Source organism: Mycolicibacterium helvum, assembly GCF_010731895.1.
GTDB classification, from domain to species: domain Bacteria; phylum Actinomycetota; class Actinomycetes; order Mycobacteriales; family Mycobacteriaceae; genus Mycobacterium; species Mycobacterium helvum.
Window position 1 is genome coordinate 363,153 of record NZ_AP022596.1, and the last position, 19,351, is coordinate 382,503.

General features: G+C 62.2%; 20 protein-coding genes. 9 read left to right on the top strand and 11 right to left on the bottom strand.

Going from position 1 to position 19,351, the window contains the following annotated elements:
• Nucleotides 1-87 precede the first annotated feature (87 nt).
• Nucleotides 88-444, bottom strand: a complete 357-nt coding sequence (locus G6N38_RS01650; RefSeq protein WP_163745956.1) for a hypothetical protein — start codon at nt 442-444, stop codon at nt 88-90.
• A gap of 137 nt (nt 445-581) precedes the next feature.
• Here G6N38_RS01650 and G6N38_RS01655 point away from each other — a divergent pair, with 137 nt between their 5' ends.
• Nucleotides 582-1,061 carry a hypothetical protein gene (locus G6N38_RS01655; RefSeq protein ID WP_163745957.1) on the top strand — a complete coding sequence of 160 codons (480 nt, stop codon included), beginning with the start codon at nt 582-584 and terminating at the stop codon, nt 1,059-1,061.
• 89 nt (nt 1,062-1,150) lie between these two features.
• Here the strand turns inward: G6N38_RS01655 and G6N38_RS01660 are convergent, their stop codons facing one another.
• Both G6N38_RS01660 and G6N38_RS01665 read right to left on the bottom strand, forming a co-directional pair.
• Nucleotides 1,151-2,452 (bottom strand): type II toxin-antitoxin system HipA family toxin, encoded by a 1,302-nt coding sequence (locus G6N38_RS01660; protein ID WP_163745958.1) that lies wholly within the window; start codon nt 2,450-2,452, stop codon nt 1,151-1,153.
• Nucleotides 2,442-2,672: a type II toxin-antitoxin system RelB family anti-toxin gene (locus G6N38_RS01665; protein ID WP_246227602.1), complete on the bottom strand. Its 231-nt coding sequence runs from the start codon at nt 2,670-2,672 to the stop codon at nt 2,442-2,444. The genes G6N38_RS01660 and G6N38_RS01665 overlap by 11 nt, the downstream gene beginning before the upstream one ends.
• A gap of 416 nt (nt 2,673-3,088) precedes the next feature.
• Between G6N38_RS01665 and G6N38_RS30320 the strand changes: the two genes are divergently transcribed.
• The 3 genes from G6N38_RS30320 (at nt 3,089) to G6N38_RS01680 (ending at nt 6,301) form a co-directional block, all read left to right on the top strand.
• Nucleotides 3,089-3,757, top strand: coding sequence for a hypothetical protein (locus G6N38_RS30320; protein ID WP_179968474.1), 669 nt, complete (start codon nt 3,089-3,091; stop codon nt 3,755-3,757).
• A gap of 9 nt (nt 3,758-3,766) precedes the next feature.
• Nucleotides 3,767-4,969 carry an AlbA family DNA-binding domain-containing protein gene (locus G6N38_RS01675; protein ID WP_163745960.1) on the top strand — a complete coding sequence of 401 codons (1,203 nt, stop codon included), beginning with the start codon at nt 3,767-3,769 and terminating at the stop codon, nt 4,967-4,969.
• A 144-nt stretch (nt 4,970-5,113) separates the two neighbouring features.
• Complete coding sequence (locus G6N38_RS01680; protein ID WP_246228133.1) at nt 5,114-6,301, top strand: PIN-like domain-containing protein; 1,188 nt, start codon at nt 5,114-5,116, stop codon at nt 6,299-6,301.
• Nucleotides 6,302-6,748: 447 nt separating this feature from the next.
• Here the strand turns inward: G6N38_RS01680 and G6N38_RS01685 are convergent, their stop codons facing one another.
• The 5 genes from G6N38_RS01685 to G6N38_RS01705 all read right to left on the bottom strand — a co-directional run bounded on the left by G6N38_RS01685 (nt 6,749) and on the right by G6N38_RS01705 (nt 9,567).
• Nucleotides 6,749-7,135 carry a hypothetical protein gene (locus G6N38_RS01685; RefSeq protein ID WP_163745962.1) on the bottom strand — a complete coding sequence of 129 codons (387 nt, stop codon included), beginning with the start codon at nt 7,133-7,135 and terminating at the stop codon, nt 6,749-6,751.
• On the bottom strand, nt 7,128-7,769 hold the full coding sequence (locus G6N38_RS01690; protein WP_163745963.1) for a nucleotidyltransferase domain-containing protein: 642 nt from the start codon (nt 7,767-7,769) through the stop codon (nt 7,128-7,130). Before G6N38_RS01690 ends, G6N38_RS01685 begins: the two co-directional genes overlap by 8 nt.
• Nucleotides 7,770-8,076: 307 nt before the next feature.
• Entirely contained in the window at nt 8,077-8,622 is a 546-nt protein-coding gene (locus tag G6N38_RS30550) for a site-specific integrase (protein WP_246227605.1), read from the bottom strand.
• 17 nt (nt 8,623-8,639) lie between these two features.
• Nucleotides 8,640-9,278 carry a hypothetical protein gene (locus G6N38_RS30555; protein WP_163745964.1) on the bottom strand — a complete coding sequence of 213 codons (639 nt, stop codon included), beginning with the start codon at nt 9,276-9,278 and terminating at the stop codon, nt 8,640-8,642.
• A 73-nt stretch (nt 9,279-9,351) separates the two neighbouring features.
• Nucleotides 9,352-9,567: a helix-turn-helix transcriptional regulator gene (locus tag G6N38_RS01705; RefSeq protein ID WP_246227608.1), complete on the bottom strand. Its 216-nt coding sequence runs from the start codon at nt 9,565-9,567 to the stop codon at nt 9,352-9,354.
• A gap of 377 nt (nt 9,568-9,944) precedes the next feature.
• On the opposite strand from G6N38_RS01705, the gene G6N38_RS01710 reads away from it, so the two are divergent.
• Nucleotides 9,945-12,707, top strand: coding sequence for an ATP-binding protein (locus G6N38_RS01710; RefSeq protein WP_163751740.1), 2,763 nt, complete (start codon nt 9,945-9,947; stop codon nt 12,705-12,707).
• A gap of 161 nt (nt 12,708-12,868) precedes the next feature.
• Nucleotides 12,869-13,531 carry a hypothetical protein gene (locus tag G6N38_RS01715; RefSeq protein ID WP_163745965.1) on the top strand — a complete coding sequence of 221 codons (663 nt, stop codon included), beginning with the start codon at nt 12,869-12,871 and terminating at the stop codon, nt 13,529-13,531.
• A gap of 12 nt (nt 13,532-13,543) precedes the next feature.
• On the opposite strand, the gene G6N38_RS01720 is transcribed toward G6N38_RS01715, so the two are convergent.
• The 3 genes from G6N38_RS01720 to G6N38_RS01730 form a co-directional block, all read right to left on the bottom strand.
• Nucleotides 13,544-14,290 carry an SDR family oxidoreductase gene (locus tag G6N38_RS01720; protein ID WP_163745966.1) on the bottom strand — a complete coding sequence of 249 codons (747 nt, stop codon included), beginning with the start codon at nt 14,288-14,290 and terminating at the stop codon, nt 13,544-13,546.
• Nucleotides 14,291-14,495: 205 nt separating this feature from the next.
• Nucleotides 14,496-15,284: an enoyl-CoA hydratase/isomerase family protein gene (locus G6N38_RS01725; RefSeq protein WP_163745967.1), complete on the bottom strand. Its 789-nt coding sequence runs from the start codon at nt 15,282-15,284 to the stop codon at nt 14,496-14,498.
• Nucleotides 15,285-15,332: 48 nt separating this feature from the next.
• On the bottom strand, nt 15,333-16,160 hold the full coding sequence (locus tag G6N38_RS01730) for an alpha/beta fold hydrolase (protein WP_163745968.1): 828 nt from the start codon (nt 16,158-16,160) through the stop codon (nt 15,333-15,335).
• A gap of 113 nt (nt 16,161-16,273) precedes the next feature.
• Between G6N38_RS01730 and G6N38_RS01735 the strand changes: the two genes are divergently transcribed.
• Genes G6N38_RS01735 through mdcA form a run of 3 tightly spaced genes read left to right on the top strand, consistent with a single transcriptional unit; the run spans nt 16,274 to nt 19,347 of the window.
• On the top strand, nt 16,274-16,744 hold the full coding sequence (locus G6N38_RS01735; RefSeq protein ID WP_163745969.1) for a nuclear transport factor 2 family protein: 471 nt from the start codon (nt 16,274-16,276) through the stop codon (nt 16,742-16,744).
• A gap of 60 nt (nt 16,745-16,804) precedes the next feature.
• Nucleotides 16,805-17,686: an alpha/beta hydrolase gene (locus G6N38_RS01740; RefSeq protein ID WP_163745970.1), complete on the top strand. Its 882-nt coding sequence runs from the start codon at nt 16,805-16,807 to the stop codon at nt 17,684-17,686.
• Nucleotides 17,686-19,347 carry a malonate decarboxylase subunit alpha gene (mdcA, locus tag G6N38_RS01745; RefSeq protein ID WP_163745971.1) on the top strand — a complete coding sequence of 554 codons (1,662 nt, stop codon included), beginning with the start codon at nt 17,686-17,688 and terminating at the stop codon, nt 19,345-19,347. Before G6N38_RS01740 ends, mdcA begins: the two co-directional genes overlap by 1 nt.
• The last annotated feature ends 4 nt before the right edge of the window (nt 19,348-19,351 follow it).

A 19,351-nucleotide genomic window follows, 5' to 3' on the forward strand; every position in this document is an offset into this window, starting at 1 on the left:
AAGGAGAATTGAGCGTCCACAGCGACGACGCGGCTTGCGATTTCGCGCGCAACACGTCTCCCCTCCCCAGCCTCGTCACACCGGCGGCTACTGGCCGTAGGTGTAGCGCAAGTTGGCGTTGATGAGCTCTCCGATGCGTTGGCGCATGTGGCTGATCATGCCGGTGTCGGGCACCGGGTCGCCAACAAAAAGAGTCCAACGCAGATCGGTTCCACCGCGGGCCGCGGCGAGGTCGAAACGCACGGACGCATCAGGCCGCTTGGTCCACAGCGAAGACCAGGTAACGTAACGCGGGCGCACGGCGTCGACAATCTCTGGTTCGACCTCATCGTCGAGAAGGTGCAGCCACGGTCGCGCCGGTTGGCGATGGGGGTCGCAAAGATCCTCAAACACAGCCCAACATGGTGCGGGCTGGTGTCGCCGGCGAGAGCCAATCTCGCGCATATCCTCTCCTTCTCCCGGCCCCAATACCATTGTCTTCGCACGGTCAGTCCGGCGCGGATCAATACATCATGGTGATCGCGCCCCAGCTCGTTTTTGTAGAACACACTGGGAACCGCGACCACCGAAGGAGATCACGCATGAGCATCACGCCCACCCCGCCGCTGCGCCCCGACTACGGCCCGAGCAGCCCCGACCAGGTGATCGCGCACGTTCATTCCGATGGACGGATGGCCATCACACTGACCGAGGGCACCTGCCTACAGGTGCCAGACCTGGACGAGTGGCAGCTTCTGGGCCGCGTGCAGATGCGCAGCGATATGCCAAGCGAGCTCAAGATCAACGTGGTGGCGTACCACCGCCATACCGGACGACTAGCACGCTTTTACATGATCCGGCCGAAGCATCCCGATGGGCTTGATCCGCTGGACTACAGCTCCGATCCCGATGACCTGCCTGGTTATGCAGCCTGGAAGCAGCAGGGAGACCAGGAGAACGCCGCCGTGCGGTACGAGACCGATAAGCCGCTGTGGGACTTGGTATCCCGGCTACCCGAGATCACCGATGTGTTCATCGGCACCGTTAAGGATCTGCGCAATAGCAACAAGGAGAACGCATGACTACCAACACGTCAATCAGCTCGACGTCTCAGATCTAGTGTTTCTCGATTCTCCAAATTCGCCGCAAAATTTCACGCCTACAGCAACCGTTACGTGTCGGAGCCTTCCGCCTTGGAGTCGGAATCTCCCCATGTCAAAGCCGCTGTCGGCCACGAGCGTCGGGTCCACAATTGATGAAGGTTCGACTTAACTGACTCGGCTCCTCGTGGAAGCTCGACCTGTTCGACCGAGCTGTACACGCGCTCCATGCAAGTCCGTACCGCGACACGTGCTCGTTGCGTCCCCATTCCCCAAGATGTGGCTTCGGCCACCAAGTCATCGATATTGATGTTGTTGATACTCGTCTTGCCGTTGATAACATGACCTGTGCCGTTGAACGCCGGGTCGAGGTACCTCACCGGGGCAGCGTCGTAGATCGGCGCCAGGGACACGCTTCCATCGCGACCAATCATCACTGAGTAGTTTTTGGAATGGGCGTCAGCGTTTCCAATCACGACGTTGAACGTCACAGCTTCTAGCAATGCCGACCGAAACCCATCAGGATCCAGAGCCCTCGGTGCAGCTGCGCGCGCTATGCGTCGTAGCCTCGACCCCGAACGGGTTGCTTCGCCAGTGCTCTCATACTTGGCCTGGGGGTCGAGACCTAGCGCCTGACAGAAATCCTCTTGATGCAGCCGGTTTCCATCAGGCCTTCGGTCATATCGGGTAACGACAATCGCCTGGCGCTCTTGAAACCGTTCCACCCGCGACTCTGCAGCATTCATTCTTGCCTCGCGCGCGACTCGCAATGCCCAATCTTCTGTCTGAATCAGATGTTTCACTGGGCCACCGTGCGGCTCTGGCTTGATGATGTGGGTCGAGGCTGCACCGGCTTCGGGCCAGCCCCAACTGCCATCGGGAAATGCCACCAATAGCACCTTGTCTTGAATGCCCGCTAACGATGCCTGCGGAGTAGTGCCCTCAGGGAGGTGGTAAGTCGGCAGATCCGTGATAAGACTGTCGACTTCCTGTTTGGTCAGGGGTCGGACGTGGCCAGCGTCGGGCTCTGTACCGTCGGTGAGAATCTGGACAGCCCCGGCGCATTCCGCGCCTACCCGTTCCAATAGCGTCATCGTGTCGTTGACTGGTACGCGAGCCTCAGTGGCGATGTGACGGCGCAGGTTTCCCTCGGGCAGAAGGCCCTCGATGAATGCCGACACCTGCCGCGCGCCGTTCTTATCTTGAATGGGCTTTAGCGAAACAGGCAACGCCAAAGACAGGACTCGGCTCCCCTCGCCGAAGGTGTCGAGCGCATCCTCGGTGAATTCCAAACGCAGGCGGAATCGGCGCGGCTCACTCAGCCTGGCGACGTGGACGCCGTACAACCAAACGTCGAGTGCCTTAGCCGCCATCGGTCACCGTCACTCGGGAAAACTTTGGCACTAGCGCGAGCGCGATGCCGCACTCCGATAGAGCGCGGAGCGCAATGTCGACGCTGACGGATTCCCCTCGCTCAAGACGCGAGATAGTCATACGGGTGACTCCGATACGATTAGCAAGCTCATCCTGATGGAAGCCTCTTGCCTGACGCACGCGCCGCACGTGTTCGCCGAGTTCGATGGTGTCGTACACCAGAGGTAAAGGGTGATGCATATTTCGATCATACGACCAATATGGCTACATGATCAATATTTCGATCATGAGATCGAGTTGCATGGATGATCGATATTTCGAGCATCAAGGCCTGGAGCACTGATGCTCAAAATATGCAGCACGCCCATCGATCGAATCCGGTCTCGAAACCAGAGAACGAGGACACCTCGGCCTCTACAGTTCCCCGGCCGGAGAAGCCAGGTCGAGGCGTCTCATTTCTCGTCACACTCGTGTCTCGGAGCTGTGGTGTCAGTGCTGGGTGAGACAGTCGAGGGCATGACGTTGACCCTCGGGCATGCAAGAGTGAGCACCAGCAGGACCTGGATGTTCGGGGTAAGCAGGGCAACGTCATACCGCTACCTCGCCGAACTCAATTCTCAACCAGGAGCCATGCCATGACTGCGAAGGATCTGCACCCCGCTACTCACCTGCGGGCAGCAGCGTGGGTTCCAGACGACGATCCGCAGCGTCCGTGGGAGGAAGCAATTTCCCTTGCAGCCCAATGGCTTTGGAAGCAGAGCGAGGCGGAAGGAGTGCCACCACTGGTGGTAAGCAACGCGCGAAACGCCGCCGGTTGGGGTTATACGGACCTCGACGAGATTATCCGAGCAGGCGGGCACGCCACCCCGAAGAGCCGGACACGACCCGACCGGGGGCCGGTGCTCGCCTTCGCCCCGATCGAAGGCTCACTGCAGTTGGCGATGGACCTCGCCCGCGGTTACTCCCTGGCGGTGGTTGAGGGCTCGCTCCTGCCCTTAGCGGAATGGGCGGCCAGAGCGGGGGCGACCAACCTGGTGACCGATCAAGCCACAGCATCGCAAATTCCCGATGACGTGCGGGAAGACCTCGACTCCGTGGTTTTTTACGGCGGCCGCAACGGATGGACCGGCCCCGACGAGAAAGTTCAGGCGAAGCGATTCTTGAGCCCCCACGTCCGAACCGGCCGACTGACCCCTAACCAGGCCGCTGCCTACGCGCTGGCATCCCAGTCTGTATCTGACCGCGGCGCCAAACGGTTACGCGATCTTCTCGGCCGTGGCCGTTATTCCAGTAGGGGCGTCTAGGGGAGCGCCATGAATTTGGTGGACCCTCGGACCGAGGACGACTTGCAACAGTTGGCCCAGAACGGCCTTCTGGAGGAAAACCACTGGCTGGATCTCAAGAGAGAGCTGAGACCTGGCAACGCAGCCAACAAGGATCTCGCGAAAGATATTGCCGCCTTCTCGCTCGACGGGGGAACGATCCTGATCGGTGTCGACGAGGACACCTCACCGCCTCGACTCTGGCCGGTACCCCTAGAGAACCTCGCTGAGCGAATCGAGCAGATAGCGCGCATGAGGGTCGACGAGGCGGTACAGATCCGAACGACGGTCATCAACTCGACAAGCGACACCAACTATGGGTACGTCGTGGTCCACGTACCGCAGTCAGTCCGCGCGCCACACATGGCCGACGGCCGCTATTACGGCCGTGGCGACAAGACGAACCGCGTGCTGCACAACACCGAGGTCGTTCGGCTCCTCGACCGGCGCTTGGCGGACCGCCGCGATCTGCGAACTGAAGCACGCTCGATCCGTTCCGAACTCGTTGGAGATGCGCCTCTGCTGGTGGTAGTGGCCGACCCGCTCGGCGCCCGGGAAGACATGCTCGTCTCCCTCGCCGAAGCGTCTCAGTGGCAAGAAACCGTCCTCCAGCTCGTACACTCAGTCACAGGCGATGATCAGCGCAAATACGCACCAACTTTGGCCCAGGCGAGTGGTTTCGCTCGCCGCCCCGGCGGCGTGGCGTTGACCACCGGCATGTACGAGGGGAAGCGCTTCGCGGGCGCTGACTCCGCCGCCGAGGTCGTGTTCTATGAGTCCGGCCGGCTCGTTCTGGCAACAGAGCGCGCCGTGACGACTCTGTCGTTCCAGGGGCGCGTCTCCCCGCCCCCACCTGATGCCATTGTTGTGTTCGAAGAGTTGATCATCGGAAACGTCAGCCTGCTTGTCCATGTCGCCGCTGCGGTATCGCACCGTTGGGGATACACCGGCAGTTGGCGGTTCGCCCTCTCGATAAATGGCCTTCGCGATTCGATGTCATGGATGATCGCCGACCGGAGTTTCGGCGACAGGGGACCGATCTACACAGAAGACGTCTACGAGCGGGCAACTGAAGCCTCGTTAAACGACCTCGACGAAGACCCCGACCAGGTAGTGGCAGCACTCACCGCTCCGCTCCTCCGGAGCATCGGCAGCTATCCAGCCTGGGCAAAGCGCTTCAAACAGGAAACCTAAGAGACCGCACCCCCGACATCCGTGTCCGACACCGTGGCCAGTAGGGCAGCTCCCACGCTCGCAACCTTCTGGTTAGTAGTAACACCCATGTGAGACCCAAGGTCCACAGTTCGACTGCAGGCTGCCAAGATACTGGGCGTGGGGATGGACCTGAACCTGCCCGAGTGGTACGGGCACAGCGACGACACAATAACGGCGATCCTCCAGACGGGGACCATCGCTCTCGACGCAAATGTCATGCTTGACCTTTATCGCGTCGGCCACGGACAGCGAGAACAAATCCTCGATGTTCTGCAAAAGGTGAAGGAACGCCTGTTCATTCCGTACCAGGCTGCCCTTGAATTTCAGCGCAATAGGCTAGAAGTTGCCTTTAAGATGCAGCAATTAGTCAAAACACTTCCGGAGCGGTTGCGAATCAAAGATTCCGATCTCAGTGACATCCGTGATCCGATCCTAAAGGCCGATATTCAACGGCTTGCTGACGAGGCAGCTGCAAAGTTTGAGGGCGAGGTGACAAGGCTTTGGGAAGACCACATGGTCGCGTATGACGACGTTCGTCGCAGTGATCCGGTTCGCGATGCTCTAGATGCTTTGCTCAGCGCAGATAGCGTAGGCGACCCACCCGCTCAAAAGGAGATCGAAGAACGATCCAAGACGGCGCTGCAACGCTTCGAAGACCGCATACCACCCGGGTACATGGATGCCTCAAAAGATCCTCTCAAAGCCGTCGGTGATTACCTAATATGGCGCGAATTACTTGACCACTTCGGCACTGCAGATCGCCCTCTCTTGTTCGTTTCACGGGACGAAAAGGAAGATTGGTATACGATCGTCCGCGGGCAGAAAATTGGCCCGCGCCCGGAATTGCGGTCCGAAATGCGAATTGCGTCTAGTGCGCACCCCTATCATCATATGAACCTAGCGTCATTCTTAGCACTGGCCAATAAACACTTGGGCGCCAAAGTCGACGAAACCACTATCGAGACCGTTGAGACTATGACACGCGAGGCGAACGAGAGCGAGCGTAAGCGATTGCCGCCCGAAGTCCTAGATCAAGCTAGGCGGAGCTTCAAGGAGGTACTAGCAAAAGACCCGGAGTTCACGAAGAAATTACTAGAAACGTTTCAAGCTGATTTACCACCCGGCCTCAGTGACAAATTCTGGCTCATTGCCAGCCCACGAATATCTGAGAAGTACAAGTTCGAACCGCCACGTGGACTGTTCGAGAGCTATCAGTTCGATCCTCCGCCCGGCCTGTTTGACACGAAGTGGATCGACCCCCCTGCTCAAGACACACCCGATCCAGGCGACGACACTGACCAGGCAGATTAGGCGCAGCACGAGTGCGAACGGCCGCCTACAGAATTCAGGCTGACTAAGAGCCTGCTGCGGCTCCTGGCAATGCCGCGTCAACCGTAGCGCAACCCAATCGCGCGATGAATCCCCAGCGACTGACGCGCGGCCGGAGGGACTCGACCCCTAAATCTTCTGATCAGGCGTGCTGGATTACGGACTTTCACTGAGACGTGAGTTGCGCCGAGCACTGTCTCATCGATGACTTCTGGCGCCGTCCTGCTATGCCGAACGTCCGCTCTAACTTCACTTGTGCACCTACGTGAAGTTAATCGGGCGGGCGGACTTCAGATGGAGACGACGGTTGGCTGAACCGTTTCGGAGTCCGTGGCGCTCGTGGCGTATGAGCAAATACGGATCCCTCTCCGGAGCGCCACAGCAGCCATGGGGTCCAGCCACGCGGGCACCTACTGGACGCGATGAGGATCAGCCGGTTGCGGCCGCGCGGCGGGCGGCCTCGACCAACGCCTCGGCCGCCCGTCTCGACCGCTTGCGCTCATCTGCAGTGGCCGACTGATGCGTGTACGACACTTTGGACTTCACATTCAGCAGCGCTCGCAGGTGCTTTTCTGCCCCGTTGTCGGCCTTCGCAAGTAAGGCAACGGCGTCATTGTGGTTCTCACCGGCGGCGTATATGCCAAGGCGCACAACGCATATGACGTCGGCGGCGGCGATGCCGGCGTTGACCAAGAGGGAGACGGCTGCGTCGGGCATATCGACATCGATGAGGATCGCGCCATCAAGGAACTCGATGGCTTTCTTGAGCCGGCCGCGTCGGATGGTCTCGGTGTTGGGTCTCGTGCGTTCACTCATCGATCACCCCTTTCCGTGCGCGGGCGGGTTTCACCTGCTTGAGAAGCCACGCACGCGATCCGGCCACGGTGAGCCCACGATCGAGGACGTCGTGCACCATTGGTTCGGTTCTCGCGCTCTTGAGTTCGATCTCCGTGTGCTCCACAACGCGGGCGTCGTTGCCCGTCCAGGCTGTGACAGCTGATGCAAACTCATTTACCTGCTGCGCCCAAACGGCGTCAGGCGTACCAGTCGCACTGACCAGAAAAAGGTCTATGTCGCTGTCCGGAGCCATCGTGCCGCGCGCAGCTGAGCCAAACACCGCGGCGTATACGGGTGGGTACTGCCACCGGCCGAGCTCCTCTTCGAGCCGCTTGAGGAACGTGTCGAAGAGCTTCGCCAGCTCCAGAATCGGCTTTGCCGCGAGATGCGCAGTGTTCAGGCGGTACGTATAGGTATTGCCGATGCGTTCTGAGAGCACGATGCCCTGTGAGACGAGTCTGGCGAGGACCTTTCGAATGCCTTCCTCGGAGAAGGAATTCAGGACGCGGTGGATCTGACCGGTTGTGAACGTGACATCGTGCGCTGCCAACACAGCCAGGACATCCCCGTCCAGAGTCGGCGTGACCGTCGCGAATGGGCGGTTCATCTCCATGGCTCACCTCCAACCTGCCAACTATAGTTGGCCTACCCGTACTATAGTACGGCAACTAGATTCCGCACCCACGCGCAATCACACGCTGTTGAATTCTCGAATCTCGTTGCCGTTTATTCGGCGGTAATGACCAAGAATCGGCCGGAATCAGCCCGTCCGAGCCCGAATCAGCCAGAGACAAAAACCATCATCTACCAGCACACACAAGCACTTTTTCGGAAGCGGTCGGAGCCCCCAATTCCAAATCCCTAGGTCGCAGGTTCGATTCCTGCCGGGGGCGCTGGTCAGAGGTGGTATGTAGCCCGGCTTAATAATGTCGGTCGTCGTTTATAGCCGACCCGAGTTGCCGGTAACGGCCTGGTCGAGTAGTTCCGAGGCCTGGTTGTGGATGCGTCCGCGGGTCATGTAGCGGTCCTGGGTCATCGACACTTTGGCGTGCCCAGAGGTGGTCGGCGCCGATGCGAGCCGACAGGCCGGCATCGTCGATGAGCGTCGCGACGGTCTTGCGGAAGCTGTGTGAGCTGATGTCCGGGACACCTAGTTCGTCGCGGATTCTGCGCCACTGACCCGCGAAGTTGTCGGGGTCGCGCAGCGTTCCATTCGTGGACGGGAAGATGACGGACTGCTGTCCGAGATACGGCAGGGTCCGACGTTCGGTGAGGGCGGCGATCGCGAAGGCGGGCAGGGGAATCACCCGGAGTCCCGCCGCGGTCTTGGTCTCGTCGACCCGGACCAAGCCTCTGGCCTTCTCGCGGATGACTTTGCCGGTGACCGAGATCGTTCCGGCGTCGGCGTCGAAGTCGGTCCAGCGCAGCGCTAGCAGTTCGGGGCGGCGGAGACCGGTGGCGATCAAGACGGTGATCGGGTCGGTCAGGTCGCGTTGACGGCCTTCTCCGAAGCCCTCAGCTTGGCCAGCAGCTCGCGTAGCTGGTCCGCGGTGGGCGCCTGGGCACCCTTGGGCTGTTCCTTGGATTTGATGGATTGGACGTCGCGTACCGGGTTGGCGCCGAGGACGTTGTTGAGGACCGCGAGCTGGAGCGCTCCGCGCAGCAGGGTCCGGGATTGGCGGGCCATGACGGCCCCGTGGGCGGTGCGCATCGACCGCAGGGCCGCGTCCAGTCTGGCGGCCGAGGCCTCCCCCACTTTCACGCCGGCCATGAACTTGGTCAGCTTGGTGGCGGTGTAGCGGTAGGTATCGAGGGTCCGGGCTGAACGGCCATCCTCAGCCAGCCTCTCGATGTGTTGATCGACCAACGTCATGACCAAGGTTTCGAGGCCAATCGAATCTGCGCCAGATGGCGGTCGACGGTCGGCGAGGCCCTCAATCAAAGCGTCGGCGGCGAGCTTCCCGTACTTGTCGTGCTCGTCGGGCGGCCCGAGTCGTTGAACTCTGCGGGTGACGCCATCTGTGTCACGAAACCGGCACTGCGCCAACCAGATTCCACCGCCAAGATACTTGCGGGTGATCTTGCCGTGCTGGCCGATGCGCAACGACGGCCGGCCCGCCACGGTTTACTCCGGTCCTCGCGAGCGTTGCGACGCGCGCTAGAACATTGAGACAGCGATCATCGACCAATCATACTTAGGCCGTGTCGCGTTTGCCTTCGGCGAATTGCTTTCTTTCCCAGTCGATTACGTCGCTCAGCAGATACCGGACGTGCCGGCCGAACTGGGCGTAGCGCGGGCCAGTGCCCTTGGACGCCCATTCGGCTGGCGTCTTGACTGGCAATCCAAACCGATGGGCGAGATCCTGGCGGGTAAGCCATTTGTCGTCGGGGTACCCATCGATGGCGGTCACTTCCTTCTGGTCCGCCCCAGGTCGGGTAATCCCACTGTAAAGCGGCCCAGCGGCGCTAGCTGCGGTGGTTTGGGACGGAATTGGCACGGCGAGCTGCTTGATATTGGAAGTGGCGCAGCCCTGTCCCCCGTCCGCGGAGCCCACCCGTGCCGAACTAGTCCTGTCGTTTCTTGTCTCAACTCATCCGTTCTAGGCGCCGACTCATCGTTCTACGCGCCGACGAACACTTCGCATTTGTGCACTACGTTTCGCCCTCTGCCAACTACCGGCGTCTCAAGTCGCAGTCGTCAGCATGTGAATATGCAGGGGCCAGATGACATCGAACACGCGTCTCCTAAAAACACGCAGTGTCTGCTATTACGAGTCGTGCGACGATGATGATCGTGAATTCCGACGGCCGCGCTACGCCACTGTTGGGTCGGCACCGTGAACAGAAAACCCTGGCAGACCTGCTGGATTCCATCCGACAAGGTCGTAGCGGTGTGCTCGTCATTCGGGGCGAGCCTGGCATCGGCAAAACAGCCCTGCTCGATGACGCACTCCGCAAGGCAGTCGGAATTCGCACCATCCACATAACGGGGGCGGAATCCGAGATGGAGTTGCCCTATGCCGGCCTTCAGCAGGTGTGCGATCACCTGACGGAGTTTTACGGCAAATTGACGGATCTCCAAGAACGGGCCCTCTCCGTTGCGTTGGGAACTGTCGAGGGTGACCTTCCTGACCGACTGATGCTCGGCATGGCTCTGTTGACCCTACTGAGCGCAGCCGGCGCGGATCGCCCGACGTTGTGTGTGGTTGATGACGCTCAGTGGGTCGACAGCGTCTCGATGCAGGCCTTGGCTTTCGTGGCGCGCCGGACCTTGGCCGACTCGGTGGCGTTGGTTTTCGCTGTCCGCGACGGCGGCTCAGGCAGCGAACTGGCCGGCCAGCCAGAAATGACGTTGCAGGGCCTCGACGACCACGATGCTCATAAGTTGCTCGCGACGATGGTCCTCGGTCGGGTGGACGAGATGGTTCGGGCGAACATCGTCGCTGAAGCGGGCGGGAACCCATTGGCGCTGATGGAGTTTCATAAGGCGTCACGGCCGCAGGAATTGGCGGGCGGCTACGGGCTGGCCAACGCGAAGCCATTGACCGCCCGAATAGAACGGACCTTCGGTCGCCGATTGCGTGAGCTTCCGCCCGAGACCAGAATGCTGCTGCTGATCGCTGCTGTCGAACCTGCAGGGCGGGCTGAGTGGGTGTGGGCGGCTGCCAGGCTTTTGGGCATCGGAGTCGAGGCCGCCCGGCCCGCCGAACAAGCCGATCTGATCACCGTGGATGAGGGAATCCGTTTCCGCCATCCGCTGATTCGAGCAGCGCTATACGGCGATGCTTCAGTGTCGGACCGCCGTCGCGTGCACGCCGCGCTCGCCCAGGCAGTGGTCGGCACGGTGGCCGACGAGTGCCGCGCATGGCACCGCGCGCATGCTGCGGGAGAGCCAGACGAGGGCCTCGCCGAGGAACTTGTGCGCGCTGCGGAGGCTGCCCGGGTTCGCGGCGGCGCGGCAGCCGCCGCGAGCTTCCTGGCGTGTGCGGTGAACCTGTCTGCCGACCCCAATCGCCGCGCGGAGCGGGCGCTCGATGCGGCGCAGGCGAAACTCGACGCGGGCGCGCCCGAGGCAGCTTCGGCGTTGTTGGCGATGGCCAGGGACGTCCTTGTCGATGACGAATTTCTCAGCGCACGAGATGAATTGCTACGCGCCAAACTTGCGTTCGCAGCCAGCCGCGGAAACGATGCCCCGCCCCTGCTGTTGAGGGCCGCCAAGAGGCTGGAACATCATGACCGCTCGTTATCCCGCGAAACCTACCTTGAGGCCGTCATGGCGTCGGTCCTGGTGGGCGGGCTAGCCATTAAACCGCAAAGCTCAACTGCAGCAGTGGCCGCCGCCGCGCAGAGTGCACCCGCGTCCACGACACCCGTGCGGGCGATCGACCTCCTGCTCGACGGCCTGGTCGTCAGACTGACCGACGGCTACATTGCCGCCGCCCCGCTGTTGAAGAACGCCATCAGTGAACTCTTGCGGGAGGAAGAAGCAGGAATCGCAGATCCGCGCTGGCATGACATCACGCATCGCGTCTGTCTTGATCTGTTCGATCAGGACTCCTACAACTTCCTGGTGCTCCGCCAGGCCGAGGAGCTACGCGCGGCCGGAGCACTGACCCTGCTGCCGGTGACTCTCGTGACCGAGGCCGGACTGTGTGTGACGTCGGGGGAGTTCGAGCGGGCGCAGTCTCTGCTGGCTGAAGCCGAAGCCATCATTACCGCGACGGGCGGCACGGTAGCGCAGAGCTCCATCGATTGTTATCTGGCCGCCTACCGCGGCCAGGAGCAGGTGTGTCGCGAACTTGTCGACCTCACGATCGACCGTGCTAAAGCGCACGGGCAGGGTTTCGAAGTCGCGACAAGCCTCTACGCCTCGGCGATTCTCTTCAACGGCCTCGGCCGCTATGCCGATGCACTCGCGGCGGCGACGGCCGGGGCGAACTACGACGACATCGGAATCTGCGGCTACTTGTTATGCGAGCTGATCGAGGCCGCCACCCGATGCGGAGAACATGTGGTCGCCGGCGACGCGCTTCGCCTGCTCGTCGCGCGGGCCGAGGCAAGCGGCACCGCCACCGCGCTGGGCATGGCGGCTCGGTCTACTGCCCTTACCAATGAGGGGTCGGTCGCCGACGCGGCGTACCGAGACGCCATCGAACACCTCGAACGCAGTCCCGTCACCTTGTATCTGGCGCGCACACATCTGGTCTATGGCGAATGGCTACGCCGTGAAAAGCGCAAAGCTGACGCGCGCCAGGAATTGCAGACAGCCCACGACATGTTCGACAAGATCGGAGCTGACACCTTCGCGGCGCGCGCCCGCCGTGAACTCAATGCCGCGGGTTTCACCGTCTACACGCGTGCGGCAGGCGCAGCAGTTGCGCTGACAACGCAGGAAAGCAGCATCGCGCGGCTCGCCCGCGAAGGTTTCACCAATCCCGAGATTGGTGCGCAACTGTTCCTGAGTCCACGCACCGTCGAGTGGCACCTGGCGCGCGTCTTCGCCAAACTCAGCGTCACCTCGCGGCGAGAACTGCGCAACGTCGCCTTCTGACGCACAGCGCGGACTCTTTCACGCCAGGACCAGGGATTGCGACTGGTTCGTACTGGCACCATTCGCTGAGATGCTCAATTCGTAACCTATCGGCAGCGAGGACGGCGCTCAGTTTCGTCAAGCGTCTGGAGAATCTCACTGCGCCACTGAATGGAGTGACGATGACATCGACAGAGGCGAATCCAACGGGTGGAGCGGCGGGCAGCTACAGCAACAGTGCGATCACCATGTTGGGCGCCACGTCGCCTACCGGGTCAGCTGCCGACCAGATCGTCGCCGCCAAGATCGCGCGCGCCCGGTTGTCCGGACCGCGTCATATCACTGCACATGCGACTGTGGCTGAGATGGATTCGGCGGGCGATCTCATCGTGCTGCAGGCTGGGACCAACAATTGGACGTGCTTCCCCGGTGACGAGAATGTCATCGGCAACGTACCGATGTGCGCCGACCCGATGGGTCTTCAGTGGATGATGGACGCGATGGCCAAGAAGCCGGCCCCGACAAACACCACTCCGGGCTTGATCTACATGCTGTGTGGCGCGACGCAGCACAGCAACACTGATACGTCCGACACGACAAGCCCGGCGGTACCAATCGGACCACACTGGATGATCGTGTGGCCCTTCGATTCTGCGCGCGACGGGCTTCCCAGCACCGTGCGTGACGCGGGCGCCTGGGTGATGTTCGACGGAACCCCGTATGCCTATCTGCACATCTGCGGCACACCTTGGGTCGGTAACGAGTACACCCCGGACCTCGTACCGATCTGGACCATGCGATACGGAACCAGCGGGGAGCCATCCGTGCCGGCAACCCCGAACTGAGTTGAGCGGCCGCTAGGGCAGATCCGCCTTGGATAGCTGAGGGTAGAGCCCTTCGATGGGACCCGAGAGTGCGCCTTTGACGAACTTGCTGCGCCAGTCGGCGACGACTTCATAGTCACCGGCCAAGAGCCCGTCGTAGGCGATCCGGACGATCTCGGCAGGGCTCTCTTTGCCTTCCTCCTCGATGGTGGTGATCATCGGGGTGTCGGTGTAGCCCAGGTGCAGCCCCAGGACATGCGTGCCCTGGCCGGCCAGTTCGAGTCGCAGCGAGTTGGTCGCTGACCAGAACGCCGATTTCGATGCGCTGTAAGCACCGTGACCACCGGATTGGGGGTCGTTGGGATCACCGACAACCCAACTCAGCACCGAATGCACGTGCAGGAACGCGCCGCCACCGTTTCGGCCCACGACAGGGGCGAAGGTGCGAGCCACTTCGAGTGCGCCGAAGAAATTGGTGTCGAACGTGCGCCGGACGTCGCTCATCGCCAGGTACAGCAGACGGTCGGGCAGGATCAAGATGCCGGCGTTGTTCACCACCACGGTGGTGTCTAAGGCGGCTGTGGCCGCGGCGTTGATCGAATCGCTGTCAGTGACATCAAGTGGCAGCGGAACGATACGCGGGTCATCCCAGTCGTGTGGACGGCGCGCGGTGGCGTACACCTTGGCGGCACCACGGTCTAGAGCCTGCCGGACGAATTCGACCCCCAGGCCACCATTGGCGCCGGTGACCAGAACTACTGCCCCATCAAGTGCGTACATGTGTTGAACCCCTTTCCGGTTCGCTATCGAACATGTCGGTGCAGATCACCAGTGAATCCGGGGATCGCCTGGCGGGCGCCGTGGCAGCTGGCCTTGACTCGATGCTGCCCGTCCCGATCACCCCGCGTACCAGGCAAAGTCCCGGGCATGTTCCCGGGGAATGCCCGCAGACCGCGCCAGCGGCTATCGCTTTGTCGCATCGCCGCTACTGACCCTCAAATTCGGGCGCAGAAAACGGGCGGCCAGCATCCACTGCCTGTGCAGCTGCCTGCAGTCCGGCTTGGGCGTCGCGGCTGTCGAACACTGGCATCGATGTGTCATACAGCGCGCGGCGCGCGGCGCGCTCCCCCACCTCGCTCTGCAGGCGCCATAACTGTTTGGTGGCCGCGTAGGCGCGGGTCGGCCCGGCGGCCAGCCGACCAGCGAGGTCGCGTGCCGCGTGCGCCAAGGCGTCGTCGTCGACGACCGTGTTCACCAGGTTCCAGGTGCAGAGCTGCTCGGCCGAGATCGGTGTCGAGAGGAACACCAGCTCGGCCGCACGGGTCCGACCCAGCCGTGTCGCCAAGTCCAGCATGCCGCCTTGCAGGGTCGTGATGCCCAGCAGCGCTTCAGGGCTCGAGAACCGCGCCGACCGTGCGGCGATGATCATGTCGCAACTTAATGCAATCTCGAAACCCCCTCCGGCACAGTGGCCTTGGACTGCCGCGACGGTGGGTATGTCGAGGTTGCCGATCCAGGCCAGGGCGGTGGCCAGCACCTCGATCCTGGGTCGCAGCTCGTCAGTCGGCACGCCTACCCAATCACGGACGTCACCGCCCAGACAGAAGTCAGGGCCATCCGCATCGACGAGGAGAGCGCGTGCGCCGCTGCCGGCAATCCGGTGCACCGCGGTGTTGAGCTCGTCGCGCATCGCGAAGCTGATGCGATTGCCACCTGGTCGGGTCAGGCTCAACACCGCCAACGGCCCGTCGAACTCCAGGCGAGTTACGGCCACGAATCCTCCTGTGCGGCAGACCAACCGAGAAACACGAAGATCCGGTCTTTACGCCTTGAGGAATGCGAGAAGATCGGCGTTGATGACGTCTGCGTGGGTGGTGGGCATGCCGTGCGGGAAGTTGTCTCGGTAGGTCTTGAGGGTCCCGTTTTTGAGCAGTGCGGCCGACTTCGGGCCGGCTGCCACGTAGGGAACGATCTGATCGTCGACGCTGTGCATTACCAGCGTCGGGATGGTGATTGTCTTGAGGTCCTCGGTGAAATCGGTCTGCGAGAACGCCACGATCCCGTCGTAGTGGGACAGGGCGTCACCCATCATCCCTTGGCGCCACCAGTTTTCGACGATCGCCTCCGACGAATCCACGTCCGGCTTGTTGAAGTTGTAGAACGGACCCGACGGCAACGCGCGATAGAACTCCGAGCGGTTCGCCGCGAGCTGGGCCTGTAGATCGTCAAAGACGCTCTTGGGCAGACCTTCTGGATTGGCGTCGGTCTGCACCATCAACGGCGGCACTGCACTTATGAGTGCGGCATTAGCGGCCCGGCTCTCCCCGTGGCGGGCGAGGTAACGCACTACCTCGCCGCCGCCGGTGGAGTGCCCAACGTGGATGACATCGTGTAGGTCGAGGTGCTCGATCACAGCAGCCAAATCGTCGGCGTAGTGATCAGCGTCGTGCCCGCCGGGGGTTTGCGTCGACCTACCGTGCCCGCGGCGGTCGTGAGCGACCACCCGGTAGCCCTGCGCGAGGAAGAACAGCATTTGGTTATCCCAGTCATCGGACGACAGCGGCCAGCCATGGCTGAAGACGACGGGCTGACCCTGACCCCAGTCCTTATAGAAGATCTCGGTGCCGTCAGCGGTGGTGATGGTGGACATGCAGTGACGCTGACACGACGGATACTCCCGCCAACCCGGGTGAATACCTGGAACACCGGACCCGGGTAAGCGACGGTGGTACATCAGCGTCATTGGCTGCTTGACTCAGATCCATGCCCGAATCTCATCCACCGGTCCCGCCGTTCACCCTCGACACCGCACTGACCAAGGTCCAAGGCGCCGAAGACGCGTGGAATTCGCGCGATGCGCACCGCGTTAGCCAGGTGTACACGGAGGACAGCGTCTGGCGCGATCGCGACACTTTCCTCACCGGCCGCGCTGCCATTGTCGAGTTCCTCACCGCGAAATGGAGCCGCGAGCTGGACTACGCACTGCGCAAGAACCTGTGGGCATTCCACGGCAACCGCATCGCGGTCCGATTCCAGTACGAATGGCGCGACCCCGCCAACGGTTGGCACCGAAGCTACGGCAACGAACTCTGGGAGTTCGACGACAACGGGCTGATGCGTCGCCGCGAAGCCAGTATCAACGACATCGCCATCTCCGCATCCGAACGCCGATACTTCGGCCCCCGAACCGCTCAAGAACAGGCCACCCCAATCACCGAGATCCCCCTGCAGTAGCTAGCCGGCTCACCCGGCAGTCGTCCACGCAGAATCCCAGCACTGGACAGGAACGCTCTGATGGCTCGATTCGGTTCGGCAACGTTGCGCCTGAGCACCCTGATAGGCGTCACTACCGTCATCGGATTGCCGCTGGCAGCGTGCACAGCGCCTGAAACGCCTGCGGCACAATCGAGCTCCCTTACCGTTGTCAGCGCTCCTGCTGCGCCGCCACCGGGCGCGGTGAAGCCGACGATCGTGTTGGTGCACGGCGCCTGGGCCGAAACGTCGAGCTGGGATGGCGAAGTCGCCGAACTGCAGAAGCAAGGCTACGACACGCGGGCCATCTCGAACCCGCTTCAGAACCTCACCACTGACGCCGAATCCGTGAAGAGTTTCCTGGCCACCCTCGCCGGGCCAATCGTATTGGTCGGCCATTCCTACGGCGGTTCGGTGATCACCAACGCGGCCGAGGGCAATCCGAACGTCAAGGCGCTGGTGTACGTCGACGCCGCCGCTCCCGAGGTGGGCGAGACAACGAAGTCGCTCAGCGGAAACGATTCGGTGCTGAGTACCCATACCGATGCGCAGCTGTTCGATAGCGTCCCTTACCCGGGCGGCCCGGCGGGTGCGAGCGACCTCTATCTCAAGAAAGACATTTTCGTCGGAAACTTCGGCAACGATCTCCCGACCGATACTGCGACGCAACTATGGGCGACGCAACGGGCAGCATCAACGGTCGCGTTCGGCACCCGATCACAATTCGCCGCGTGGAAGACGATCCCGTCGTGGTACTTCATCAGCAGCGGGGACCAGATCATCACGCCCACTGCGGAGAAGGCAATGGCGGCGCGAGCTCATTCGCAGGTCACCGTCTTCGACGGGGGCTCCCACCTGACGCTGATCTCACATCCCGACGCGGTGACCGCCGTGGTCGACCAGGCGATCGCGTCCGTGCGTTGATGATGACGAATACGCAGGCAGCTCAGCATGTCTGGGACTCCCGACGGACCGCGAAAGCCGAGCGGATGCGGGCCGGGGCCGCGCACAGCGACGCCAAGGTGATCCGACCAGGTGAGCTGGCGGATCTGTTGCACGTTGTGATCCGTCCTGGTGACCGGGTCGCTCTCGAGGGTGACAACCAGAAGCAGGCGGACTATCTGTCACGAACCCTCGCCGAGGGCGACCCCAAACGCCTCCACGGACTGCACATGCTGATCTCGTCGGTATCCCGCCCCGAGCACCTAGACCTGTTCGAACGCGGCATCGCCGACAAACTGGACCTGGCCTATGCCGGACCACAGAGTGTGCGGATCGCGCAGATGGTCGAGGACGGCACCGTACAGATCGGCGCCATCCACACCTACGTCGAGCTGTACGCACGGATGTTCGTCGACCTCGCGCCGCACGTCGTGCTGCTATGTGCCGAACAGGCCGACCGGGACGGCAACCTCTACACCGGACCCAACACCGAGGACACCCCCACGATTGCTGAGGCTGCCGCCTTTCACGACGGCGTGGTTATCGTCCAGGCCAACGAGATCGTGGACACCACTGCGCTACCGCGGATCGACATCCCCTGCAGCTGGGTTGATTTCGTGGTCGCCGCCGACCGGCCGTTCGCCCTGGAGCCGTTGTTCACCCGCGACCCACGGCACATCGGTCCCGTCGAGATCCTCAAGGCGATGATCGCCATCCGCGGTGTCTACGAGCGCCACGAGGTGGTCTCGCTCAACCACGGGGTCGGATTCGACACCGCTGCAATCGAACTGCTGCTGCCCACCTACGGTGAGAGGCTCGGGCTCAAAGGGCGGATCGCCAGACACTGGGTACTCAACCCGCACCCGACGCTGATCCCGGCCATCGAGTCCGGCTGGGTCGAATCGATCCACAGCTTCGGCGGCGAGTCCGGGATGAACAAATACGCCGCGGCCCGGCCCGATGTCTTCTTCATCGGGGCCGACGGCTCGCTCCGGTCCAACCGGGTGTTGGCCCAGTTGGCCGGCCAGTATGCCATCGATATGTTCATCGGTTCCTCGCTGCAGATCGACGCCGACGCGAACTCCTCCACAGTGACCGACGGCCGGTTGTCGGGGTTTGGCGGTGCCCCGAACATGGGCCACGATCCGCACGGCCGACGGCACTGCTCGACAGCGTGGCTCGACCTCGCCCACGGTGAGGGCGCTAGCAGACGCGGACGCAAACTCGTCGTGCAGATGGCCCAAACATTCAGGGCCGGCGGTGTTCCCACGTTCGTCGAGACCCTGGACGCGGTCAACGTCGGCAAAGAGACCGGTATGCCGCTGCCACCGGTGATGATCTATGGCGACGACGTATCCCACGTGGTGACCGAAGAAGGAGTCGCCTACCTCTACAAGGCTCATTCCCTGGCTGACCGCCGCGCGGCCCTGGCCGCGATCGCCGGTGTCACCCCGGTCGGTCGCCGGGCGGAGGCAAAGCGGACCGAGGAGCTGCGACGCGGCGGGCTGGTCGCCTTCCCCGAGGACCTCAAGGTCGAGACCCGCCTTGCGAACCGGTCGCTCCTGGCCGCCCGGAGCATCGAAGATCTCGTCGCCTGGTCGGGCGGACTCTATGACCCGCCTTCACAGTTCAGGGACTGGTGACCTC

Excerpts from the sequence above, each read along its gene's own strand:
- G6N38_RS01650 (WP_163745956.1), bottom strand. The coding sequence starts at position 444 with ATGCGCGAGATTGGCTCTCGCCGGCGACACCAGCCCGCACCATGTTGG.
- G6N38_RS01655 (WP_163745957.1), top strand. The coding sequence starts at position 582 with ATGAGCATCACGCCCACCCCGCCGCTGCGCCCCGACTACGGCCCGAGC.
- G6N38_RS01660 (WP_163745958.1), bottom strand. The coding sequence starts at position 2,452 with ATGGCGGCTAAGGCACTCGACGTTTGGTTGTACGGCGTCCACGTCGCC.
- G6N38_RS30320 (WP_179968474.1), top strand. The coding sequence starts at position 3,089 with ATGACTGCGAAGGATCTGCACCCCGCTACTCACCTGCGGGCAGCAGCG.
- G6N38_RS01675 (WP_163745960.1), top strand. The coding sequence starts at position 3,767 with ATGAATTTGGTGGACCCTCGGACCGAGGACGACTTGCAACAGTTGGCC.
- G6N38_RS01680 (WP_246228133.1), top strand. The coding sequence starts at position 5,114 with ATGGACCTGAACCTGCCCGAGTGGTACGGGCACAGCGACGACACAATA.
- G6N38_RS01685 (WP_163745962.1), bottom strand. The coding sequence starts at position 7,135 with ATGAGTGAACGCACGAGACCCAACACCGAGACCATCCGACGCGGCCGG.
- G6N38_RS01690 (WP_163745963.1), bottom strand. The coding sequence starts at position 7,769 with ATGGAGATGAACCGCCCATTCGCGACGGTCACGCCGACTCTGGACGGG.
- G6N38_RS01710 (WP_163751740.1), top strand. The coding sequence starts at position 9,945 with ATGATCGTGAATTCCGACGGCCGCGCTACGCCACTGTTGGGTCGGCAC.
- G6N38_RS01715 (WP_163745965.1), top strand. The coding sequence starts at position 12,869 with ATGACATCGACAGAGGCGAATCCAACGGGTGGAGCGGCGGGCAGCTAC.
- G6N38_RS01720 (WP_163745966.1), bottom strand. The coding sequence starts at position 14,290 with ATGTACGCACTTGATGGGGCAGTAGTTCTGGTCACCGGCGCCAATGGT.
- G6N38_RS01730 (WP_163745968.1), bottom strand. The coding sequence starts at position 16,160 with ATGTCCACCATCACCACCGCTGACGGCACCGAGATCTTCTATAAGGAC.
- G6N38_RS01735 (WP_163745969.1), top strand. The coding sequence starts at position 16,274 with ATGCCCGAATCTCATCCACCGGTCCCGCCGTTCACCCTCGACACCGCA.
- G6N38_RS01740 (WP_163745970.1), top strand. The coding sequence starts at position 16,805 with ATGGCTCGATTCGGTTCGGCAACGTTGCGCCTGAGCACCCTGATAGGC.
- mdcA (WP_163745971.1), top strand. The coding sequence starts at position 17,686 with ATGATGACGAATACGCAGGCAGCTCAGCATGTCTGGGACTCCCGACGG.